Origin of the sequence: Leifsonia sp. NPDC056665 (assembly GCF_042791795.1) — a bacterium.
Lineage (GTDB): Bacteria > Actinomycetota > Actinomycetes > Actinomycetales > Microbacteriaceae > Leifsonia.
In genome coordinates this window covers 37,131-54,340 of the sequence record NZ_JBHTXK010000024.1, presented here as the reverse complement: position 1 = coordinate 54,340, position 17,210 = coordinate 37,131, and the positions used below count along the sequence as shown (strand labels likewise).

The 17,210-nt window shown below is 64.3% G+C and carries 17 protein-coding genes; 4 read left to right on the top strand and 13 right to left on the bottom strand.

What is annotated here, in order from left to right; genetic code table 11:
* Positions 1-141 precede the first annotated feature (141 nt).
* The 9 genes from ACFQ9V_RS17770 to ACFQ9V_RS17730 all read right to left on the bottom strand — a co-directional run bounded on the left by ACFQ9V_RS17770 (position 142) and on the right by ACFQ9V_RS17730 (position 9,365).
* A complete protein-coding gene (locus ACFQ9V_RS17770; RefSeq protein WP_382460448.1) occupies positions 142-1,482 on the bottom strand; it encodes a right-handed parallel beta-helix repeat-containing protein in 1,341 nt (446 codons plus the stop codon).
* Positions 1,483-1,526: 44 nt separating this feature from the next.
* A complete protein-coding gene (tatA, locus tag ACFQ9V_RS17765; protein ID WP_382460447.1) occupies positions 1,527-1,709 on the bottom strand; it encodes a twin-arginine translocase TatA/TatE family subunit in 183 nt (60 codons plus the stop codon).
* A gap of 59 nt (positions 1,710-1,768) precedes the next feature.
* Positions 1,769-2,971, bottom strand: coding sequence for a NosD domain-containing protein (locus ACFQ9V_RS17760; protein ID WP_382460446.1), 1,203 nt, complete (start codon positions 2,969-2,971; stop codon positions 1,769-1,771).
* A gap of 315 nt (positions 2,972-3,286) precedes the next feature.
* Entirely contained in the window at positions 3,287-4,201 is a 915-nt protein-coding gene (locus ACFQ9V_RS17755; RefSeq protein ID WP_382460445.1) for a PfkB family carbohydrate kinase, read from the bottom strand.
* Entirely contained in the window at positions 4,198-5,178 is a 981-nt protein-coding gene (locus ACFQ9V_RS17750) for a glycosyl hydrolase family 32 (protein WP_382460444.1), read from the bottom strand. Before ACFQ9V_RS17750 ends, ACFQ9V_RS17755 begins: the two co-directional genes overlap by 4 nt.
* Before the next feature lie 11 nt (positions 5,179-5,189).
* The gene (locus ACFQ9V_RS17745) at positions 5,190-6,236 is read right to left on the bottom strand and encodes a LacI family DNA-binding transcriptional regulator (RefSeq protein ID WP_382460443.1); all 1,047 of its coding nucleotides are present in this window, start codon (positions 6,234-6,236) and stop codon (positions 5,190-5,192) included.
* 42 nt (positions 6,237-6,278) lie between these two features.
* A complete protein-coding gene (locus tag ACFQ9V_RS17740) occupies positions 6,279-7,118 on the bottom strand; it encodes a carbohydrate ABC transporter permease (RefSeq protein WP_382460442.1) in 840 nt (279 codons plus the stop codon).
* Positions 7,115-7,972: a carbohydrate ABC transporter permease gene (locus tag ACFQ9V_RS17735; RefSeq protein WP_382460449.1), complete on the bottom strand. Its 858-nt coding sequence runs from the start codon at positions 7,970-7,972 to the stop codon at positions 7,115-7,117. The genes ACFQ9V_RS17740 and ACFQ9V_RS17735 overlap by 4 nt, the downstream gene beginning before the upstream one ends.
* A gap of 115 nt (positions 7,973-8,087) precedes the next feature.
* Positions 8,088-9,365, bottom strand: coding sequence for an extracellular solute-binding protein (locus ACFQ9V_RS17730; protein WP_382460441.1), 1,278 nt, complete (start codon positions 9,363-9,365; stop codon positions 8,088-8,090).
* 629 nt (positions 9,366-9,994) lie between these two features.
* Between ACFQ9V_RS17730 and ACFQ9V_RS17725 the strand changes: the two genes are divergently transcribed.
* Entirely contained in the window at positions 9,995-11,398 is a 1,404-nt protein-coding gene (locus ACFQ9V_RS17725; RefSeq protein ID WP_382460440.1) for a ParB/RepB/Spo0J family partition protein, read from the top strand.
* 52 nt (positions 11,399-11,450) lie between these two features.
* Here the strand turns inward: ACFQ9V_RS17725 and ACFQ9V_RS17720 are convergent, their stop codons facing one another.
* On the bottom strand, positions 11,451-11,645 hold the full coding sequence (locus ACFQ9V_RS17720; RefSeq protein WP_382460439.1) for a hypothetical protein: 195 nt from the start codon (positions 11,643-11,645) through the stop codon (positions 11,451-11,453).
* On the opposite strand from ACFQ9V_RS17720, the gene ACFQ9V_RS17715 reads away from it, so the two are divergent.
* The 3 genes from ACFQ9V_RS17715 to ACFQ9V_RS17705 all read left to right on the top strand — a co-directional run bounded on the left by ACFQ9V_RS17715 (position 11,638) and on the right by ACFQ9V_RS17705 (position 14,311).
* Positions 11,638-11,868, top strand: a complete 231-nt coding sequence (locus tag ACFQ9V_RS17715) for a hypothetical protein (RefSeq protein WP_382460438.1) — start codon at positions 11,638-11,640, stop codon at positions 11,866-11,868. The genes ACFQ9V_RS17720 and ACFQ9V_RS17715 overlap by 8 nt on opposite strands.
* An 804-nt stretch (positions 11,869-12,672) precedes the next feature.
* Complete coding sequence (locus tag ACFQ9V_RS17710) at positions 12,673-13,524, top strand: fumarylacetoacetate hydrolase family protein (RefSeq protein ID WP_382460437.1); 852 nt, start codon at positions 12,673-12,675, stop codon at positions 13,522-13,524.
* A 40-nt stretch (positions 13,525-13,564) separates the two neighbouring features.
* Positions 13,565-14,311, top strand: a complete 747-nt coding sequence (locus tag ACFQ9V_RS17705) for an SDR family NAD(P)-dependent oxidoreductase (protein ID WP_382460436.1) — start codon at positions 13,565-13,567, stop codon at positions 14,309-14,311.
* 110 nt (positions 14,312-14,421) lie between these two features.
* Here the strand turns inward: ACFQ9V_RS17705 and ACFQ9V_RS17700 are convergent, their stop codons facing one another.
* Genes ACFQ9V_RS17700 through ACFQ9V_RS17690 form a run of 3 tightly spaced genes read right to left on the bottom strand, consistent with a single transcriptional unit; the run spans position 14,422 to position 17,210 of the window.
* Positions 14,422-15,132 carry a GntR family transcriptional regulator gene (locus ACFQ9V_RS17700; RefSeq protein ID WP_382460435.1) on the bottom strand — a complete coding sequence of 237 codons (711 nt, stop codon included), beginning with the start codon at positions 15,130-15,132 and terminating at the stop codon, positions 14,422-14,424.
* 45 nt (positions 15,133-15,177) lie between these two features.
* On the bottom strand, positions 15,178-16,278 hold the full coding sequence (locus ACFQ9V_RS17695; protein WP_382460434.1) for a zinc-binding dehydrogenase: 1,101 nt from the start codon (positions 16,276-16,278) through the stop codon (positions 15,178-15,180).
* Positions 16,275-17,210: an aldo/keto reductase gene (locus tag ACFQ9V_RS17690; protein ID WP_382460433.1), complete on the bottom strand. Its 936-nt coding sequence runs from the start codon at positions 17,208-17,210 to the stop codon at positions 16,275-16,277. Before ACFQ9V_RS17690 ends, ACFQ9V_RS17695 begins: the two co-directional genes overlap by 4 nt.

Below are 17,210 nucleotides of genomic sequence, written 5' to 3'. Positions count from 1 at the left end.
GATCGCCCGCTGGGCCGAGGCGGAGAGTGTTGATGTCATGCAGTCTTCCTCCCAAGTGGAAGACCCGACTGTCAACAACCTCCGTCAGTTTTATATGCGCAAGTCGGCCTGCTGGGTAACACAGGAGCGACGCTGCTAACCCTAGGAGCCGATGCCGGGTGTCGGCCGGAAGGCATTGACTGTCCGGTCGAGATTCGTCTGGGCGTCAGTTCCGGAATCGAGAATCGTGTTCCGGTCGGAGCTCGGCTCAACAAGGACGGTGACGACGTCGAGGGCCTCGGCTGCCGCGGTTGTGAGCAGCGCGTCCACCTGCGCGTCGAACGCCGAGTCTCCTGACGAGGACCGTACATCCAGCGCGACCACATGGTTACTGGCGACGTAGTTGTTGCTTCCCTCAGTGAGCCTGATCATGACCGGGGTCGCTCCGCTGGGTCGCAGCTTGTGCGAGTCGACGATCTCGGAGAAGTGGTTTCCGATCACTGAGTTGTTGGTGCCCTCGATGAGCAGTAGTCCGAAGAGGTCGTCGCGTCCGTTGTCCACGTCGATGAATGGCGCCCAGGGTTCGCGGTCGCGAAGCAGGTGGTTGGAGGCGATGAGGTTTTCGGAAGCGTTCTGCTCCAGGATCAGCATGCCGGGGTAGAACGAGTGCAGACGATTGTTCGTCACGCTCGACCGTGTGACGCCTTTAAGGTGCACGCTGCTGGCGCCGCGGGGGAAGACATTGTTTGCTGTGATGAGCAGCCCGCCGTGGTTCTCGGCGTAGATGGAATAGCCTTTGGGTCCGGCGCCGATCAGGTTGTCCGTCACCTTCGAGGCCTGTCCCCAACCGCGCAACTCGATGCAGCTGCCGCTCTCGGCGATGAAGTTGTCGTGAATGGAAAGCGCATCGGCGTTGTAGATGGTGAGTGCGTGCTCGAGGTACACGAAACCCATCCCGTTGAACCGGAAGGAGTCGTTTGCGCTCGCGACGCAGATGCCTGTCTTGCCGTTGACGTAGGTGTTCTCGGGGTGCAGCTCGGACTCGTCCGCGACGAAGTGCAGCCCGTCGATGCAGAAGTTGGAGAACTCGACGGAACTGATCCGCGGGCTCCCCGTTCTTTTCACGAGGAAGGCGGCGCCTCCTGACTCGTCCCCGTCGTCGCCCGCCGCGATCTCAACCAGGATGCGGCTTCCACCGGGCCAGAGTTCGTGAAGATCCGACCACTGGTCCTCCGGGACGTTGAACCGGATGCTCGAGGAGGTGAACCCGTGTCCCGATCCTTCGATCCGGAGGAAGCTGACGTCGATCAACACCTGGGTTCGAAGGTGATAGTCCCCCGGCGGGATGTAGATCACCGCCCCGGGCTTGCCACCGTTTGGCTCGACTGAGGCGTTCTGGCGCTGTTTCACGTCGGCGATGATGCTGTTGATCACCTCGCCGATGTCTTCCGTTGCGTCGCCGAAGGGCCAGGTGGTCACGTCGTAGCGGGTGGTGCTTGGCATCTGTCTTTCCAATGGTGTGCTGCTTGATCCGAGGGGGTGCCGGGTCACGTGTCGGACTGGTCCGGCTTGGGGCTCTGCCCGTCGTGGAGGTCCTTGGCTTCGCTGCGAAGGATGCGGGCCGATTGACCAAGCGCTCGTGCGAGTGCTGGCAGCTTCGCGGCCCCGAAGATGAGGAGCACAACAGCAAGAACAACAAGAAGGTGCCAACCGGTGAGGTTCGCGAACATGGACGGCCTTTCGTCTGTTCGGGGCGGGTGCGAGGGGGTTGCCCTCGCACCCGCCAAACTTACGGCGTGGGACGGAACCCGTAACTGGTGGAGTTCGCCAGCAACTGCTCCTGGGTCCCGCTGTCGAAGACGTGCGAGTTGGTTGTTCCCGCGTCGAGGACGACGGTGTAGACGGCGAGGTTGGAGATCACGTGATTCGCGCCGATCAGGTTCTGGTCGCCGTTCTTGATCCGGAAGATCGCGGCGGTGCCGCCGGCGGGCTTCACCTGGTCGGGAGGGATGATCAGGGTGACGTGGTTGGAGGTGATGGTGTTGCCGTCACCGTTGACCTGCACGACTCCGAAGTCGTCGTCCAGTCCGTTTCCGGTACCGATGAACGGGCCGTACGTCTCGACCTGTCGCTCGAAGACGTTCGAGCTGATCAGGTTCTCCTTGCAGCTGCCCTCCAGCGTGATGCTTCCGGGATAGAACGACTGGAGGCGATTGGCGGAGATGTTCGACCGGAACGAGTTCTTGATGTGCACCGAGTCGATTCCGCGCGGGAAAATGTTGTTCCCGGTGATGAGGAGTCCGTTGCTGTTCTCGGCGAAGATCGAGAAGCCGACGGGGCCGGCGCCCAGGTGATTGCCTTCGATCTTGGTCGCCTGGCTACCGCCGAGGATGAAGATGCAGGTCCCGCACTCGGCGATGAAGTTGCCGGATACATCGAGAGCATCCGGCCCCTGGATCACCAGAGCCTGCTCGAGATACACCATCCCCATCCCGCGGATCCGCGCCGAATCGTTGTCGGTGCCGAAGCGGATGCCGACCTTGCCGTTGCGGTACGAGTTCTGGTTGCTGCCGAAGGAGACACCGTCAAGACAGAAGTTCTCGAAGGCGACCGCACTGAGCCTCGGGTTGCCGTTCCTGGCCACGAGGAACGCTTCCGAGGTGCCATCGGTGTTTTCGACTTTGATGTGGCTACCGCCCGGGTTCAGTTCGTGCCATCCGGTGGTATCCGAGTTGTACCGGATGGAGAGCGAAGTGAACCCGTGGCCGGACCCGCGGATGGTGAGGAAACTCACGTCGACGACGACGCGGGTCTTCAAGGAATAGGTACCCGGTGGGATGTAGATCACGGCGCCGGGCTTGTCGGCCGGGTCGCTCTGCCGCTGTTTGATATCGGCGATGATGCTGTTGATCACCGCACCGATGTCGTACTGAGGGTCGATCGGTTTCCCGGGAGTCTTCCAATCGGTGACGTCATACACGTTGGATTCCATCTGTATTCCTCTCGTTCGGTCGCAGCTTCGCTGTTACAGGAGGCCGACAGGGACTCGGCGTTTTGGTGCAGGCCGTTGTGCCTGCTGCGGTGGCGTGGTTTCTGCGGCCGCGGGTTTGGCGCCCACGTACGTGAGCGCAGCGATTGCCACGGCTGTCGCCGCGGTCTGGACGACAGCGCGGCGGGAGGGCTGGATCTTCTCCGTCATGGGGTGCTCCCCTTTCTGCCCAATCGTTTTGGCACAATGTGGGCGGCTTAGAGTAGCGATTCGTATCGCCGAATGGAAGAAGAAACTCGAGTGGCGCTGGTCGCCGAATCAGTCCGCCGCTGCGGCGGCGGTGAGCTCGCTCAGAACGGGAAGGTCAGCACCCGGGCGTGACACCGTGATGGCGGCGGCGTGTGCCGCTTTACCGCCCGCCACCTGCAGTCGGTCCGGCCGCACCGGCCGTCCGTCCCAGCCCTCGCCTTCGAAGATGAGCGCCCAGATAAGGGTGGCCATGAACGAATCACCCGCCCCGACGGTGTCGGCCACGACTGTCTTGACCGGGGGGATAATGACCCGGCCTTCCCCGCTCGACAGCACAGCCCCCTTGCTTCCTCGGGTGATGCCGGCCACGGCCACTCCGCCGTCGATGAGCAGATCGAGTACATAATCCAGGGACTTGCCGGGGAACAGGAACGCGGCGTCTTCATCGCTCAGTTTCGTAAGGTGGCTGGAAAACGCCAGCGCTTCGAAGAGCTTGCGCGCCTTGTCAGCCTGAGGAACGAGCGACGGACGCACGTTCGGATCGAACGTGATGATTGCACCGGCCGCGCGCCCCCGCCTGACGATGTCCCTGGTGATGTCCGAACCCGGATCGAGGAAAGCACCAAGCGAGCCGGCATGGATAACTCTCGGCGCCCCGAGATCATCGAGATTTCGAGGATCCCAGGTCAGCGAGAACTCGTAGGACGCCGATCCGTCCTCGGCAAGGATGGCGACCGCTTTGGAAGTCGGCGCTGCCGTCAGCGATTGCGGCGTCAATACCACCCCGGATTCGCTTAGGTACGCCCTGATCACGTCACCGTCGGCATCATCGCCGATTGTCGTGTGGAGTCGGGTGACGAGATCGAGTCGGGAAAGCCCGAGGGCGATGTTCGCGGGCGATCCGCCCGGGTAACGGCTTATCCGACCCGGTTCGACGACTTCGTCGATGAGCGCCTCACCGACGATGAGTGCGCCCGCGTTCACGATGAGACTCGGACTTCCCGCGTTTCGAGCTGGCTCTCAGACCCGACCGACAGGCGACCATTCACCCAGGAAACCGGCTGGGGGTCGGTGATCTCGCCGATCCACCCGCCGTCCTCGTCATCGTTCCTGAACGCCAGGAATTGCCATTGCCCGTTACGGTCCTGGATAAGCCGGCCGACGTAGAGTCGTTCGTCTGTGATGCGGTAGGCCTCCCGGGTGTCGAACGGCCCTGCGAGCGACTCGGTGGGGAATGCCCAAACGCCTCCGACACGATCTGCGGCCAAACGATCGTGCGCGAGCTCGGATGCAAGACACGAGAACACGCCAACTGGCTTCCCCTCGACGTTGAGCGTCTGCACGACCTCGATGTGTCCGAATCCGGCGCCAGGCTGTGAAAGGGGCGGCTGCACGGTCCACGTCGTGAGGTCCGGCGACGTCGCGTGACCGATGACCCCTCGGTTGTCGGGATCGCCGTGGTTGGCGCGGGCGGTGATCAGCATGTGCCAGCTGTCGTGGTCGCGGAAGACCCACGGGTCCCGCCAAGCCTGGTCAGGCCACTGACGGGTCTCCGCTGTCTCGTACCAGCGCGAATCCGGTTCGAGCACCTGCCGCCCGGGCTCCCGCCGCCAGGTGAAAAGGTCCTCCGAAACGACGGAGCTGATGCGCTGGACGATTCCTCCTTCGGATCGGCTCACCGCGGTATAGAACATGCGCCACGTTCCGTTGTCTTCACGCGCGACCGAACCGGTCCAGGTGGCCATGTCGTCAAACGCAGGGGCGTCGTCCGGAATCACTGCGTCGGCGTGCTCGGTCCAGGTGGTCAGGTCTGTGGAGGTGGCGTGCCCGATGGTCGCGCGCCAATGGCGGCGGTCGGGGTCCAGGAGGGCGCGGGAAGCCTTGAGGAAGAACAGGTGGTACCGGTCGCCGTCGTCAGCGAGCCAGAAGTCCCATACCCAGGACGAGGCGAGTCGGAGCATCTGTGTACCTTTCAGGCGGAAGTCGGTCGTGCGACCGATCCTCGGACGATGAGCGGGCAGTCGAGCAGTGTGGGCTTGTCGGCGAGCAGTTTGTATTCGGCTTCGCCGTGGATCAGGCGCACCAGTGTCTCCACGGCCCAGGCGCCCATCTCGTAGTGGGGAAGGGCGACGGTCGTCAGCCCGGGGAAGAGGTTGGCTGCGATGAGTTCCTGGTTGTCGAAGCCGACGATAGAGAGGTCGTTCGGGATGTTGAGACCGAGTTCCGTGGCTGCCCGGTACGCACCCATCGCCATCCGGTCGTTGTAGCAGAAGAGCGCCGTCGGCCGATCCGTCCGGGAGAGCATCTCGCGCGCCAGCTCATAGCCGGGCAGCGTCTCAGACGGTGCAGTGGAGACGAGGGTCGCGTCGAACGGGATGCCGTGTGCGTCCAGCACCTGGCGGTAGCCCTCGAACCGGAGGTGTGTCGCTGGGACATCGTCATCGTTGTTGAGAAACCCGATTCGGGTGTGGCCCGCCTCCACGAGGTGCGTGACTGCTGCGACCGCGCCACCGACCTCGTCGGGGACCACTGCCGGGACGATGCCGGCGCGGTCCGTCGAGTCGATCAGGACAGCGGGCAGTGCCTGCAGGTTCGGGGGGAGGGACACGCGACGGTGGTACATGGTGGCGTAGAGGACCGCATCCACTTGCCGGTCCAGCAACGCCTGCACGTCGTCCTTGTGCGAGTTGCCGGCGGATTCGCGTTCCGTGTTGATGATGACCAGGGTGAGATCGTGTTCGCGCGCGGCGTCCTGAGCGCCGAGGATGATCCGGCCCGCGTGCGGGGTAGTGGCGATCTCCTCGCTAAGCAAGCCGATGAGCCCGGACCGATTCGTCCTCAGCGCCTGCGCCGCACGGTTCGGACCATAGCCCAGCGACTTCGCCGCGTGACGAACACGTTCCCGCGTCTCTTCTGCCACCCTCGTGTGCGGCGTGTCGTTCAACACGTGCGACACCGTCGTGACCGATACGCCGGCCAGTTCGGCTACGTCTCGGATTCCAGCGCTTTTCACTGACACAGCTCTTCCTCCCCCGATTCCTGATGATTCATATCGCGCGCGTCAGCCCTTGACCGCACCGAGCGTGAGGCCGGCCACGATGTGCCGCTGCAGCACGATCGCCAGAATGATCACCGGGACCGAGTAGAGCACAGCGAGCGATGTCATGTTGCCCCAGTCGAGCCCGAACTGACTCTGGAAGTTCGCGATCTGAAGCGGGGTCGTCACGGCTCGCACCGAGGTGAGCAGCAGCGCGAAGATGAAGTCGTTCCAGGAGGCGAGGAAGGCGAAGATCGCGGTGACCGCCACTCCACCCCTCGCCACAGGCAGGACGACCCGCCACAGCGAACCGAGGCGGGAGCAGCCGTCCACCCGGGCGGATTCGTCGAGCTCGTCGGGGACCGCCTCGAAGAAGCTGGCCATCAGCCAGATGGAGAGCGGCAGCGAGATCGTGGTTTGGGCGATCGCGAGAGCCAGGGACGTGTCCGACAGCCCGAGGCTGTGGAACATCGTGATCAGCGGAGCGCCGACGATGATCGCCGGGACCATCCGCATGATCAGCGCGAGCAAGATGAAGATGCGCCCTGGCCGGGTGCGATAGCGGGTCACCGCGTACGCCGCCGGCACTCCGAGCACGAGGGAGAGCACCGTGCTCAAGGCAGCCGTCTGGAGGCTGTTGACGAACGACTCCGGCACCCCTTGGGTGCTCAGGACGTTCAGGTAGTTCTGGATCGTCCAGGTCGACGGCAGGATCTGCGGCGGGATGGCGTTCGTCTCGATCGGCGTCTTGAACGAGGTGAAGAGCATGTACACGAACGGGAACGCGTACAGGACCACGAGAACGCTCAGAGCGATCCAAAGGACAGCGCGGGTGCCCACGCGGCGGGTCTCGAGTCCGTTCATCGCTCTTCGCTCCCAGGTCGCCAGATGGTCAGGACGGCGACGATGGCGATCACCATCATCGCGATCAGATAGATCGTCCCCATGGCACTGGCAAGGCCCGGGTTCCCGTTCGCGATCTGCGTGTTGTACACAAGCAGCGACAGCACATTGGTGGAGTTCTGCGGGCCGCCGTTGGTCTGGACGACGATCGTGTCGAAGGCCCGGGCGGCGTCCACGCCCCGGACGATCAGCGCGACGGCGATGATCGGGCGAAGCTGCGGAACGATGATCCGGAACAGCAGGGTCGGGTATCTGGCCCCGTCGAGACGTGCCGCCTCGATGATGTCGCCTGGGACGTTCTGCAGACCGGCGAACAGGACCAGCGTGATGAAGGAGGTCGTCAGCCAGATGTCTGGCAGTGCGACGGAGAACAGCGCGATGCTCGGGTCGCTGAGCCATTGGATCTGGTTCGGCGAGGAGATGATGTGCGCCTCGTAGAGGAGCTGGTTGACGATCCCGGAGTTGTCGATCAGGAGGAACCGCCACAGCAGTCCGGCGACGATGGGGGCGATCATCAGCGGGTAGAGAAAGATCGTGCGGAAGATTCGGGACCGGTTGCCCAGTCCGCTGAAGAGGAGCGCGACAGTCAGCCCGAGCACGAATTCCAAGGTGACGACGATCACGGTGTAGGCGATCGTGCGGAAGGCGGAGTTGCCGAATTCTGAGGAGGTGAACGCTGCGACGTAGTTGCCGAAACCGACGAAGGTGTGGGGGCTTCCGGCGATCGGGTTGTACCGGTAGAAGCTGTTGACGACGAACTGGACCAGAGGCCACGCAACGAACACGGCGAGGAAGGCAGCCGCGGGAAGCATCATCAGCAGCGCGAACCGGGCGTCGGTGAGGCGGAACCGCGAACGGCGTCGTGGTTGGGTGCGGGGGCCGTGAACGGCCGGCCGGGCGGCCGGCCGTTCACGTGTGGCGGTGGTCATGTTACTGCTGGACAATCTGATCGATCTGGTCGGACGCGGACTTGAGCAGAGCCGCATTGTCAGCACCAGGCTGAAGCGACTTCTGGATCATCGGCACGAGGACGTTGTTGACGATGTTCTGCCAGTTGGCGTTCGCGGGCCGGGTGACCGTCCCAGGGGCCGAGAGGGTCGTGACCATCGGGCCGTACGCCTCGTAGCCCGGCTTGTCGGCGTACTGCTTGAGCGCCGAGATCCGGGCGACTAGACCCAGGGAGGTCTTCGCGCTCAGGGCGTTGTGGTCGTACGCGTACTTGACGAACGCGGTCGATGCCGCCTGGTGGGCCGCCTGCTTGGGGATGCTCAGGTAGAAGGGGCCTGGCACGCCGGCGATCCCGCCCGGGCCTGCGATCATCGGCGCGACTCCGGTCTTCCCGTACACGGGAGCGCTGGTCGGGATCTGGCGGTAGGCGTGCGCCCAGAAGAGCATCATCGCGGCCTTGCCCTGGTTGTACAGGTTCTGGGCGGCATTCCAGTCCACAGCCGCGGCGCCCGACGGACCGTACTTGGCGAGACTGGTGTAGTAGTCGAGCGCCTTCAGGCTGGCTGCGTCGCCGAGAGTCGACTTCGTGCCGGCAGCATTGAGCACCATGTTCTTCTCACCGGCCTGTGAGAGCGTCGCGAGGTACTGTGTCTCCACAGCGCCCGGAAGCGGCGCCCCGTACATGCCGTCCTTCGTGAAGAACTCAGCCACGTCGGAGTACTGCTGCCAGGTGGTCGGGGGCTTCAGGTCATAACCGTACTTCGCCTTGAACGCCGCCTGGTTGGCCGCGTCGTTGAACAGGTCGGTGCGGTAGTAGAGGATCTCCGAGTTCGCGAAGGCGGGCATTCCTACGTAGTTGTCGCCGACCTTCGCCTCCTGCACGACGGCGGGGAAGTTGTCCGACTTCACTTCCGACGTGTACATGCTGTTCAGCGGCTGGAGCCCGGCGGCGAACGCCGGCAGCCAGATCGCGTCCAGAGCAGCCACGTCGAACGAGATGCTCCCCGTCGAGAGCTCGCTGTTCACACGGTTGTAGAGACCGTTGTATGGCAGCTCGACGAAGGTGACCTTGGTGCCGGTGTCCTTGGTGTACTGGTCGGCGATCGGCTGAAGCTCGGCGTGGCCGCCGGCCTCGACGAGCACCGTGATGGATTTGGCAGAGGAGGACGAAGACGTTCCTCCAGACACGCCGCATCCGGCGAGCGCCAGCGCGACGGCGACACCCACTGCCGTCGCTGCTGCGATTTTCTTGCGAAGCATCGTTACTCCGGATCGTGAAGAGCAGCTCCCGCTGCATGTGATTGGACCATTCTAAGGGGCCAAGACGTTTTGGCAAAACGTCTTGGCATGAAGTTACGTCTGACGACGTCACATCCGCAACCGCCAAAACGCGCCAAAATGCCAAAACTTGCCAAAGCGACCAGTCGCGCTCTAGCCCGGTCACGGCGGCGTCATGCGTCTTTCGATGCGCTGCGTAGAGCACTTGTGTCACGGTTCGTCGAAAAGGAGTCATGGTCACGCAACGCGGCGCCCGGGATCCGACGCGACACCCTCGAATACCTGGTCCTAATCGACCCGATGGACGACTTGGGCTGCGATAGCTGTCAGTAAGCCCCGACGAGCCCACGCCAGCCGGTCGCGGGCTCGATTCCTGTGCTGGGGAGACGTGAATGGAGCCGCGAGCGACGCCGTGCTTGATGGGTTGTCCGTCTGCCTGGCCGGTTGATCGTAGTTCGCTCCCGCGGGCTGCGTGCCAGGCTTTCGCGGCATATCCTCACTCGCTTCGCTCCCTGCGGTATTCCACGACCCGGCACTGCGCTCCGCTCCCGCTCACCCTCGATCCCCTTGCCAGACAGGCGAACAAGAACAGTTGAAGGGATCACAGAACCATGAGCGACACAACCACCGTGGCCGGCACCATCGAGCACCTCGACCCGCACACCCTGATCATCGAAACCAACGTGCGACCCTCCGCACCCATCACCCCCGCCTTCGTCCAGTCCATCAAAGAGAACGGCGTCCTCACCCCCGTCCTCGGCCACCGCAGCGACGACGGCCAGGTGACCGTGAGAGCAGGGCAACGCAGGGTGTTCGCCTCACGAGAAGCCGGACTAGCCACCATCCCCGTCTACCTGGTGGACGCCAACGAGGCCACGGCGGAGCGGATCGTGCAGCAGATGGTTGAGAACGACCAGCGCGAAGCCCTCACCGACAGCGACCGGGCCGCCGCGTTCCAGCAACTCGCCTTCGAAGGGCTCACCGTAACCGCGATCGCACGGCGCACCGGGACGAAGCAGAAAGAGGTCAAGACCGCGTTGGCGGTCGTCGAGAACCAGGCTGCGGCGTCCGCGATCCAGGAGCACCAGCTGACTTTGGATCAGGCGGCGGTGCTGATCGAGTTCGACGGCGACGACGGAATCCGCGCCGACCTGATCCAGGTCGCGACCACCGACCCGGCGCAATTCACGCACGCGGCCCAGCGGGCACGCGACGAGAAAGCACGCAGCAAGACCAAGTCGGACACGGAAGCCGACCTGGCGGGACGCGGGTACCTGATCCTCGACAACGATCCCGGCTACTACGACACCGAGTACACCCACATCAGCGAACTCATCACCACCGACGACCAATGCGTCACAATTGAGCACATCGAGAACCTCGACGGACGCGCAGCCCACGTGCGCGTCTACGCCGACGGGGAGACGAACGTGACGTATTTCGTGCGCGACGCGAAGGCCGCTGGGTTCCACACCTTCGGCGGAAGCCAACCCAAGTCCGGACCGATGACCGACGAAGAGAAGGCCGAGCGGCGCATCCTGATCGCCAACAACAAGGCGTGGGCATCCGCCGAGATCGTCCGCCGCGAATGGCTCACCACCCTCCTCTCGCGCAAGACCCTCCCCAAGGACACGGCGGTCGTGATCGCCAGGGGCCTCACCGTCCACCGGCAGGCGATCAGCACCGCCACCCGCGAAGGAAACGAGCTCGCCCACCACCTGCTCGGCCTGGAGCCGTCCGGCTACTTCGAGAACGACAAACTCGCGGCGCTGATCAAGCAGACCCCGGCTAAGGCTCAGCACGTCGCCCTCGCGGTCGTGCTCGGCGGGTGCGAATCCGTCACTAGCAAGCAAACCTGGCGGTACCCCTCACCCACTGACGCCGACTACTTCGCCCTTCTCGCCGACTGGGGGTACAGCCTCAGCGACGTCGAGCTCATCGTGACCACCGAGAAGGCAGCAGACGCGGAGGGGAACGCCCCTGCAGTCAGTGCGGAGCCTGGCGACGGCGACTGATCACACCGGACGGAAGCGGGCCCGCACACCGGGCCCGCTTCCGTTTGCGCGTTCAGGACAGTCCGTGAGTCGATGCCCCAACCGTCGCCGGCCCGACGACCGGACCGCCCCGCTGCGCCACCCGGTTGAAGGCCACGAACGGCACACACGCCGTCTCCGCCGTCAGCGCCGCCAGCCGGCCGATCGGTGTGCGCGGGTCCGCGGCGATCGCCCACCCGTCTGCGGCATACCGACTCACCGTGTCCACGCACTCCTTCTTCTCCCCCGCTGATGGGCTGCTCGAGCCGACCACCCCGATCAGTCCGCCTTGCAGTTCCGGGCCCATATTTCTCGTATCGATGGTGAATACCCGCATCCTGATCACTCCCCTGGTTGATCGTTTTGTTTGCCTTTCCGGCGGAGAGATCGAGAGCGAGTGGGAGGGGCGCAGTGCCGGGACCGTGGAATACCGCAGGGAGCGCAGCGAGTGAGGATATGCCGCGAAAGCCCGGCACGGAAGCACCGGGAACGAGCTACGATCGCCCCGCGGAAAGACACACAAACCGGCAAGAACGGCGCCGCCAACGGCGGCCCCAATCCGGTGTCTAGGTTGACGCACTCGGGCACATCCTGCCGATCTTCGACGCCCCCAACCGACTTACCTGCCATGAAATCGGCTGGCGAGCAAGGCAAATCAGACTGGACCAGTCTCGGAATGGCTCTCCATGAGATGTGAACTCAACTTCAGGGACCCGAGTTTTTGACGATTCCGGCCAATCATTCGGCGGAGGGCCAATCGAATGGGCTTCCGTCGTCGACTAGGACATACGACCCTTTACGGTCATCGTCAGGATGGAGTCGACCAGCCCGCCAAGAGTTTGACCGTCTTGTGACGTGCCAATACCTCGTTGACAGCCTATTTCAGGACATCGGGGACGCTTAGATCGTCTTCGGCTTGCGACGGCACCTTTGCTCGAGTGAATAGGCAAACGGACACAGCCACGCGAGGCCGTCGCCAGCCAACGAATTCCCCATAGTCGTTTCGTTTAGGTCTCCAGTCGAATGTGCCATTCAAGTCCTTTGCTCCCACCGTAAGATCACAATCGGTAGCCCGTTGAGATTCAAATCCCAGATTGGAAAGTATCTGGGCTTGAGCTGGCGCGAGCAGTGTGGGATTGAATTTGCGGACGACGTCTTGGCGCTTGCCCCTTGTTTCTGCACAACAAGCAAGCCCATCCCAACATGGGGGCTCGCGAGCCCCGCAAGCCAGGCGCGACCTCTGCGAAAGGACTCCTATGCGTTTCATGCGACTCGGCGACCCCGGTGCGGAGATCCCCGCCGTCAGCGACGGCGAGAGCACGTGGGACCTGCGCCCGCTGACCGCCGACATCGACGGCGCGTTCCTCGCCTCCGACGGGCTGGCGCGCGCGGAGGCCGCTGCATTGGCGGGCGAGCTGCCGCAGCTCGACGCGGCGGGCCTGCGCGTCGGCGCCCCGATCGCGCGGCCGCAGGCGGTCATCTGCATCGGTATGAACTACGCCGCCCACGCCCGCGAGTCCGGGGCCGAGCCGCCGAGCGACATCGTCGTGTTCTACAAGCACCCCAACACGGTCGTCGGCCCCGACGACGACATCCTGCTGCCGCCCGGCTCCACCACGACCGACTGGGAGGTCGAGCTCGCCGCCGTCATCGGCACCCGTGCCCGTTACCTCTCCTCCCCCGAGGAGGCGCTGGGACACATCGCCGGCTTCACGGTCGCCAACGACGTCTCCGAGCGCGAGTACCAGCTGCAGCGCTCGCTCGGGCAGTGGAGCAAGGGCAAGAGCTTCGAGACCTTCAACCCGCTGGGCCCCTGGCTGGTGCCGACCGCGGAGGTCGGCGACGGGTCCGGGCTGCGGATCTGGTCCACGGTCAACGGCGAGCCGCGCCAGGACTCGAACACCTCCGACCTGATCTTCGGCGTCGCCGAGATCGTCTACCGGCTCAGCCAGTTCACCGTCCTCGAGCCCGGTGACCTCATCAACACGGGCACGCCGGAGGGCGTCGGCCTCTCCGGCCGCTTCCCCTACCTCGGCGACGGCGACACGGTGACGCTCGGCATCGACGGGCTCGGCGAACAATCCAGCACGGTGCGCCCCGCACTCTGACCACGCACTGACCACCCGCACCACCGACAAGGAGACGATGTTGTCCGACTTCGAAGGGCTCGTGGCCGCGGTCACGGGCGGAGCATCCGGCCTGGGCAAGGCCATCGCCGACGAGCTCGCCTCCCGCGGCGCCCGCGTCTACGCGCTCGACCTCGACGCGTCCACGGTGACTGCGCCGCACATCGGCGTCCGCTGCGACATCGGCGACGACGCAAGCGTGCGCACCGCGATCGCGCAGGTGGTCGCCGACGCCGGGCGGCTGGACATCGTTATCGCCAACGCCGGCATCGGCGCCCAGGGCGATGTGGAGGCCAACGACGACGCCGAATGGGCACGCGTCCTCAATGTCAACGTCATCGGCTCCGCCCGCACCATCCGCCACGCCATGCCCCACCTGAAGGCGTCCCCGGCCCCGGCCGTCGTGCTCACCAGCTCGATCGCGGCGTGGGCCGGTCTCCCGCAGCGCGTGCTCTACTCCGCCTCCAAGGGCGCCATCTCGGCCATGACCCTGGCGATCGCCGCAGACTGCCTCCCGCACGGGGTCCGCGTCAACGCCGTCGCCCCCGGCACCGCCGACACCCCCTGGGTCGGGAGGCTGCTGGACAGCGCCGCCGACCCCGACGCCGAACGCGCCGCGCTGGAGGCCCGACAGCCGAGCGGCCGGCTGGTGCAGCCGCAGGAGGTCGCCGACGCCGTCGCCTACCTCGCCTCACCGCGCTCCGCCTCCACCAACGGCGTCATCCTCGCCGTCGACGGCGGAATGTACTCCCTCCGCCCGCGCCGCTGACGAAGGCCCGAGAGTTCTCGCTCCGGGGTCGATTGCACTTGGCTTCTCGGAGCGAGCGACTTGTGTCGCCCGAAAGTCTTACGAACTGATCGGCAGGGGTTACCCCTCTGCTATGCCGCGGTGTAGTCCGCGTCTTCGGAGATGCGTTCGTAAGACTTGTCGATGTGGTCGAGCATCGCTTGTTCGGCCTCCGCTGGTGTGCGGGCCCGCAGCGCCGCAACAACCGCCTCGTGCTCTCTCAGGGTCTCGGCAACCACTCCGTGTTTGAAGTAGATGCGGTACTGGTGCATGTGCGAACGGAGCCGAACGATCGCGTCCTCGAGGAGGGTGTTACCCGAGTGGGCTGCGATCAGTCGGTGGAACTCGGCATCCTGGTTGGCGAACTCCTTATAGTCCTTGAAGCGGTCCTCACCGGTCTGCGCAGCCTCGCCGCTGCGGTGCACGTCCTCGCACAGCTGGTCCAGTAGGTCCAGCGTCTCGGGGTCGATCTCCCCCGCGGCACTGCGGGTGGCGTACGGCTCCAGGAGGCGCCGCATCTCGAAAAGCTCGCGTAGCCCGTCGCTGTCCAGCAGCGGCGCTGCCGTGTAGCCCTTCAGCGCTTTCTTCGCCACCAGACCGTCGGACACCAAGCGGGCGAGCGCCTCGCGCACAGGTGTGGGCGAGACGCCGAGTCTGCGTGCGATGCCGTCGATACTGGCACGGCTGCCGGGCTCGATCACCTGATCCATGAGCAGGCCGAGCACGGCGTCGTGGACGTCGTCAGCCAGCGCCCGCCGAGCAGGAACCGTATAGACAAATGGGCCTGGTTCTCCGTCCGTCACGGCAGGACTTTCCAGGAAGGACGGCAACGAAGGGTCCCAACGGATTCACGCGGGGACATCAGATCGATCTTCTCGCTGCGGTGCCCCTGCCGGAATGAGAACCACCTTTCCGGTCGAACCGGACGCGGCAAGCTTGTACGCCTCGTCGGCGTCTGCAAGATCGAATCGGTGGGTCACAACGTCTTCTGGTCGGAGCCCAGCATCAGATAGGAGCCGGGAGAGCTCCTCCATGCCTTGCAGCGAAGTAACCCAAGAGGCAGTGAGCGTGAGCTGCTTGTGAAGGAGGGTGTCTGAGACCTCCGTCTCAAGTCGACCTCCCTCTCCGATCAAGCCGACGCGACCCCACTCGGCGGTGGCCCCGACGGCGGTGGACCTGCCAGGTGTGCTGCCAGAGCAGTCAACGCTCACCTGGCAGCCAACTCCTTTCGTAAGCGACATGATGTTGGCCACGGCAGACGAGTCGGCTTGAACGATGTCGTCCAGCAAGCCGCCTGATCGCACGGCCTCGATCCGCTCGAGGCTGCGTTCCACACCGATGATCCGTCGCGCACCGAGAAGCCGGCCGATCATTGCGGCGGCTAGTCCGACGGGTCCCAGCCCGACTACCAGGAGGTCCTCTCCCCCGTGAATGCCGGTGCGCTTCAACCCTTCGTATGCGGTGCCGAAACCACAGGCGATGAGGGCGCCGTCAACGAAGCTCAGGCCGTCTGGTAGCGGAATGCAGGTCGATTCGTCTACCAACACGTAGTCGGCGTGGCCGCCGTCACGCTGCCACCCGTACGACGCCTTGTTCCGCGGATCGGAACAGCTGATGTAGTACCCGGCCCGACAGTTGCCGCATCTGCCGCATCCTTGGATGTGATAGACGATTACGTCGTCGCCCACCCCGAAGCGGACCAGGCCGGGGCCTGCTTTGACGATTCGGCCGCTCGGTTCGTGCCCTGCTACAACTCCTTTGTAGGCGGGGGCGCCGTCGAGACCGCGGTGGGTGTGGTGACCGTTATAGATGAGTCCGAGATCGCTTCCGCAGATCCCGGACGCCCCGACTTTTACGAGCACCTGACCCGGACCGGGCTCTGGCACCGGAATCTCTCTCGTAACAGCGGTGCTGTCGCCCGGAAGGAATACACCTCGCATTGTGGTCATTCCCCGCTCGTTAGAAGGCTGGCTTCCGCGAGCGCAACCCACAGTGCATCAGGCACGCCCGCGCGAAACAGCCGTTCATTTCGCTTGACCTGGTCTGCACTGCGCATTCCGAGGGTGACGCTCGCAACTGAAAGGTTGCGGAGAGGGAATGCGATCGCGACCTGAGGAAGCGTCACGCCAAACCGATCGCAGATGTCCGCGATTTCATTTGTTCGTGCGATCAGGTCCGCGGACGCCGGCGAATAGTCGTACAGAGCTCCGGCGTCTGGACGATGTTTTGCTAGTAGTCCGGAGTTGAAAACTCCCGCTGCGACGATGGGTCGGCCGTCGGCGGCTTCAAAGATGTCATCACCGGCCCGGTTGTCTAGCAGCGTGTATCGCCCGGCCACCATTGCGAGGTCAATATCGGCGACTCGAAATAGATCGGTGACGGCGGCCGCATCGTTGGAGCCGATTCCTACGGCTCGCACGACGCCTTCGCTGCGCAGTTCGATCAGCGCTTCTGCGCCCTTCTCGGCGGCATCGGGGTCGCCTGAAACGTCGGGATCATGTAGGTAAACAATGTCGAGGTAGTCCGTTTGCAGCCGCGTGAGACTAGCTTCGATCGATCGGAGGATCCCGTCACGGCTGAAATCCCATTCCCGGCGAAGCTCATCACCGACAAGGAAGAGATCGTTGTCGCGTCCCGTCGGGTTCTCATTCGGTACGAGCAAACGTCCCACCTTTGAGGAGATAACGAGTTCATCACGAGGGAAGCGGGTCAGCGCCGAGCCAAGACGGCGCTCCGACAAACCAAGCCCGTAGTGCGGGGCCGTGTCAAAGTAGCGAATTCCGACGTCAAGTGCTGCCTGCACTGCCTCGGCGGCTTCCGACTCGGTCGTTTCACGAAAGAGGTTGCCCAGGCTTGCCGCCCCGAACGACAGCTCGGACAC

What these genes read in the sequence shown, in the direction of transcription:
- ACFQ9V_RS17740 (WP_382460442.1), bottom strand. Translation starts at nt 7,118, where the DNA reads ATGAACGGACTCGAGACCCGCCGCGTGGGCACCCGCGCTGTCCTTTGG.
- ACFQ9V_RS17695 (WP_382460434.1), bottom strand. Translation starts at nt 16,278, where the DNA reads ATGACCACAATGCGAGGTGTATTCCTTCCGGGCGACAGCACCGCTGTT.
- ACFQ9V_RS17760 (WP_382460446.1), bottom strand. Translation starts at nt 2,971, where the DNA reads ATGGAATCCAACGTGTATGACGTCACCGATTGGAAGACTCCCGGGAAA.
- ACFQ9V_RS17725 (WP_382460440.1), top strand. Translation starts at nt 9,995, where the DNA reads ATGAGCGACACAACCACCGTGGCCGGCACCATCGAGCACCTCGACCCG.
- ACFQ9V_RS17710 (WP_382460437.1), top strand. Translation starts at nt 12,673, where the DNA reads ATGCGTTTCATGCGACTCGGCGACCCCGGTGCGGAGATCCCCGCCGTC.
- ACFQ9V_RS17750 (WP_382460444.1), bottom strand. Translation starts at nt 5,178, where the DNA reads ATGCTCCGACTCGCCTCGTCCTGGGTATGGGACTTCTGGCTCGCTGAC.
- ACFQ9V_RS17730 (WP_382460441.1), bottom strand. Translation starts at nt 9,365, where the DNA reads ATGCTTCGCAAGAAAATCGCAGCAGCGACGGCAGTGGGTGTCGCCGTC.
- tatA (WP_382460447.1), bottom strand. Translation starts at nt 1,709, where the DNA reads ATGTTCGCGAACCTCACCGGTTGGCACCTTCTTGTTGTTCTTGCTGTT.
- ACFQ9V_RS17770 (WP_382460448.1), bottom strand. Translation starts at nt 1,482, where the DNA reads ATGCCAAGCACCACCCGCTACGACGTGACCACCTGGCCCTTCGGCGAC.
- ACFQ9V_RS17735 (WP_382460449.1), bottom strand. Translation starts at nt 7,972, where the DNA reads ATGATGCTTCCCGCGGCTGCCTTCCTCGCCGTGTTCGTTGCGTGGCCT.